Below are 3,498 nucleotides of genomic sequence, written 5' to 3' on the forward strand. Positions count from 1 at the left end.
GCGAGGGCGACGCGCTGCGCCTGGCGGCCCCTGCCCCGGGGGCGCCGGCCCACCCGGACGGGCACGTCCGCCGGCGCGTGCGCGCGGGCAAACCCGTTGGCGTCACCATCCGGATCGTCGGCGACTCCGAGGACTTCGGGATCGTCTCCGACGTCGATGACACCGTGATCGTCTCGATGCTGCCCCGCCTGCTGACGGCGGCGAAGCACGCCTTCGTCGACCGGGTCTCCTCGCGCGAGGCGGTGGACGGCATGGCGGAGTTCCTCACCGACGCCGCCCAGTCCCACACCACCGCCCCCAACCCCTCCCACGCGCCCGTCCTGTACCTGTCCACGGGGGCGTGGAACGTCGTTCCCGCGCTGCGCTCCTTCCTGGAGCGCAGCCACTTCCCGACCGGCTGTTTCCTCATGACCGACTTCGGCCCGTCGAACACCGGGTGGTTCCGCTCGGGGCCCGAGCACAAGCGCCGCGAACTGCGCCGCCTGTCGCGCATGCTGCCCCACGTGCGGTGGCTGCTGGTCGGCGACGACGGGCAGCACGACCCGGAGATCTACGCCGAGTTCGCGCGCGAGTGCCCCCACCAGGTCGCGGGCATCGCCATACGCTCCCTCTCGGAGTTCGAGCAGTTCATGTCGCACGGCACCTTCGACGCGATGGTCCCCGACGCCCTGTGGACCGTGCCCGAGCAGATCCCCGTGTGGTACGGGTCCGACGGCCACGCGCTCCTGGCCAACGTCAGGGGCAGGGGCGGGCTCCCGCGGCTCGCGTCTCTGATCGGCACCGACGAGGGCTCCGGCCCGGACGGGGACGGGGCGGGCGCCTGACCGGGGCGGGCGCATGGACCGGCCCCCGCCTCGTCGGCTCAGGGCAGCGGGCGGCGGATCAGGAGGACGCGTCCCCCGACTGCAGGCCGTTGGGCGGAACCGGCAAGCATCCCTCGGGCCGGACCAGCGGATCCTTGGACCGCGAGGTGTGCGCGACCTCCTCGGCGTCGATCGGGCTGTCGTAGAAGTTCCCGAGCTCCACCGTCACCGCCTTGTCGGTGGCATCGGTGAGGACCACCTTCGCCCCCGGGAAGTACCGGGCGACCGTGTAGGCGTCGTCGACGCCGGAGACGCCCGCGAAGATGCGGACCTTCCCCCCGTACTCGGTCGTCGAGTTGTCCGGGTCCTGCGGCGTGAAGCCGGCGCTGATCAGCATCTCCGTGGCGTCCGTGGCGAGCCCCTGGTGGGCGGTCGTGTTGACGACCTTCACATTCACGTCCTCGACCGGCGACGGGTACGCGCCGACGCTAGGGCACACCAGGTCCCCCTCCTCCGCGTACTTCACGGACGCCGAGAAGGAATTGCCGAAGGGGATCGGGATGACGCCGATGAGCACCAGCGTCCCCACCAGGGCGATGACGGCCAGGCTCAGCCCCGTGATCGAGAAGACAGCCGTCTGGCGCCGCTGCCTCCTCATCAAGTAGCGCTGGCGCGGGGTCAAGGGTGCCTCTGGGTTACTCACAGTCCTTAACGTAGCCGATCACGGGCCGGGCGCGCACTCCGTCGGCACCCTTGTGGGGCGTTGCATCAGGCGCCCGCGGACCGGCGGGATAGAGTGGGGGCGGCCCGGGCGCCCCCGGGCGCGCCGCACTACCGCCGAAGGGACCACTGATGCACTTCCTCTCCGACGACCTCCTGGCCCGCATCCGCTCCCGCGCGGGCGAGGTGGACGCCACCAACTCCTTCCCCGCCGCCGACCTCGCCGACCTGCGCGGCGCCGGGTACCTGGGCGCGTTCGTCCCCGCTGAGTTCGGCGGATCCGGCCTGGGCCTGACGGCGATCGCGGCCGAGCAGACGCGCCTGGCCGCGGCCGCTCCCGGCACGGCCCTGGGGATCAACATGCACCAGATCATCGTGGGGCTGGGGCGTTTCCTGGTCGCGCACGGGAACCCGCGCGGCGAGCAGATCCTCCGCGACGCCGCCGCGGGGGAGGTCTTCGGCTTCGGCATCTCAGAACCGGGCAACGACCTCGTGCTCTTCGGCTCCACCACGAAGGCGTCGCCCGCCCCCGGCGGCGGGTACTCGTTCGAGGGCACGAAGATCTTCACCTCGCTGTCCCCCGCGTGGACGCGCCTGCTGGTCTTCGGGCGGGCCGACCTGGACGAGGGGCCCAAATCGGTGTTCGGCCTGGTCCACCGAGACGACCCCGGGTACTCCATCGTCGACGACTGGGACACCCTGGGGATGCGCGCCACCCAGTCGATGACGACGCGCCTCGAAGGGGTCGCGGTCCCCGGCGACAGGATCCTCACGGTCACCGATCCGGGCCCCTCCGAGGATCCCGTGGTCTTCGGCATCTTCGCGCACTTCGAGATCCTGCTGGCCGCCACCTACCAGGGCGTCGGCGAGCGCGCGGTCCAGGTGGCCGCGGAGCACGTCAAGGCCCGGCGCTCCGTGAAGAACCGGACCACCTACTCCAACGACCCCGACATCCGTTGGCGCATCGCCGAGGCGGCACTGGCGATGAACGCCGTCGGACCGCAGATCCGCGAGCTCGCCCGCGACGTCGAGGCGGGGGCGGACCGGGGGGCCGCGTGGATGCCGCAGCTGTCCGCCGTGAAGAACGCGGCCGCCGAGGCGACCCTGCGCGCCGTCGAGCAGGCGATGCGCGCGTGCGGGGGCTCGGCGTACTACAACTCCCACGAGCTCTCGCGCCTCTACCGCGACGCGCTGGCCGGGATCTTCCAGCCCTCCGACCAGGAGTCCCTGCACGGAGCGTGGGCGAATCTGGTGCTCGGGGCCCGTCGGAAGCTGAGGGAGCGCCCCGCGGCGGGGCCGAGGCCGAGCGGTCGGCCGGACCGGGCGGGCCGTCCGAGCGCCTGGGGCGCTGCGGCCGCCGCGGCCCCGCCATTCAGATGTCGAGGTCCTCGACCTGGGGGCCGGCGCCCATCCGCTCGACCTCGTCGACGAGCCCGTCGGGGAGCCGTCCCCGCATGCTGGCAGCATCGGGGAAGACGAGGAGGCTGCGCTCCCGGGGCCGCCACCACTCCCCCTCCCACGTCCGCGTGCCGTCGGCCCCGTCCGCCTCGGCCGAGTCCCAGTCCCTGGAGCCCATCCCGGTCCAGTCGGGGTCGTCGCGGGTGTGGACGGCGTACTGGCCCTTCGCGGTCGCGTAGACCCGGAAGGTCTGGACGCGCAGGCCCTCCACGCGCCTCCTCCACTTCAGGCACAGGCGCCCCGTGAAGCGCTTGGTCCTCACAACCGGGCCGTCATCGACCTCGAGTTCCACTGTCCCCATCATCTCGCGCCGCCCTTTCTTCCCATGGTGTTCCAGGTAGAGCCTGATGCCCGCGACGACCGCCGCGGAGTTCCCTCCCGCGAGGCGCGCGGCCTGTTCGAACAACGGAAGGTCGGCCTCGGCGATGTACACGTTCTTCGTCGGCATGTTTATGACTATACACATGCGCATATACGGCGATCAAAAGGGACCCGCCGCGCGTCCGTGCGCACGGCG

The 3,498-nt window shown here is 72.0% G+C and carries 3 protein-coding genes and 1 pseudogene; 2 read left to right on the plus strand and 2 right to left on the minus strand.

Features of this window, described 5'->3' with window-relative positions; genetic code table 11:
- Positions 1–824 (plus strand): phosphatase domain-containing protein (locus BH719_RS05810; RefSeq protein WP_009743873.1); only part of this gene is annotated, 824 nt, incomplete at its 5' end.
- A gap of 58 nt (positions 825–882) precedes the next feature.
- Here the strand turns inward: BH719_RS05810 and BH719_RS05815 are convergent.
- A complete protein-coding gene (locus BH719_RS05815) occupies positions 883–1,485 on the minus strand; it encodes a LytR C-terminal domain-containing protein (protein WP_009743874.1) in 603 nt (200 codons plus the stop codon).
- 170 nt (positions 1,486–1,655) lie between these two features.
- Here BH719_RS05815 and BH719_RS09120 point away from each other — a divergent pair.
- A pseudogene (locus tag BH719_RS09120) lies at positions 1,656–2,795 on the plus strand (acyl-CoA dehydrogenase family protein); the annotation flags it as partial.
- A 100-nt stretch (positions 2,796–2,895) separates the two neighbouring features.
- Here BH719_RS09120 and BH719_RS05825 read toward each other — a convergent pair.
- Positions 2,896–3,453 (minus strand): EXLDI protein, encoded by a 558-nt coding sequence (locus tag BH719_RS05825; RefSeq protein ID WP_021614181.1) that lies wholly within the window; start codon positions 3,451–3,453, stop codon positions 2,896–2,898.
- Positions 3,454–3,498 lie beyond the last annotated feature (45 nt).

This window comes from Pauljensenia hongkongensis (genome assembly GCF_001746855.1).
GTDB classification, from domain to species: Bacteria; Actinomycetota; Actinomycetes; order Actinomycetales; family Actinomycetaceae; genus Pauljensenia; species Pauljensenia hongkongensis.

Excerpts from the sequence above, each read along its gene's own strand:
- BH719_RS05825 (WP_021614181.1), bottom strand. The coding sequence starts at position 3,453 with ATGCGCATGTGTATAGTCATAAACATGCCGACGAAGAACGTGTACATC.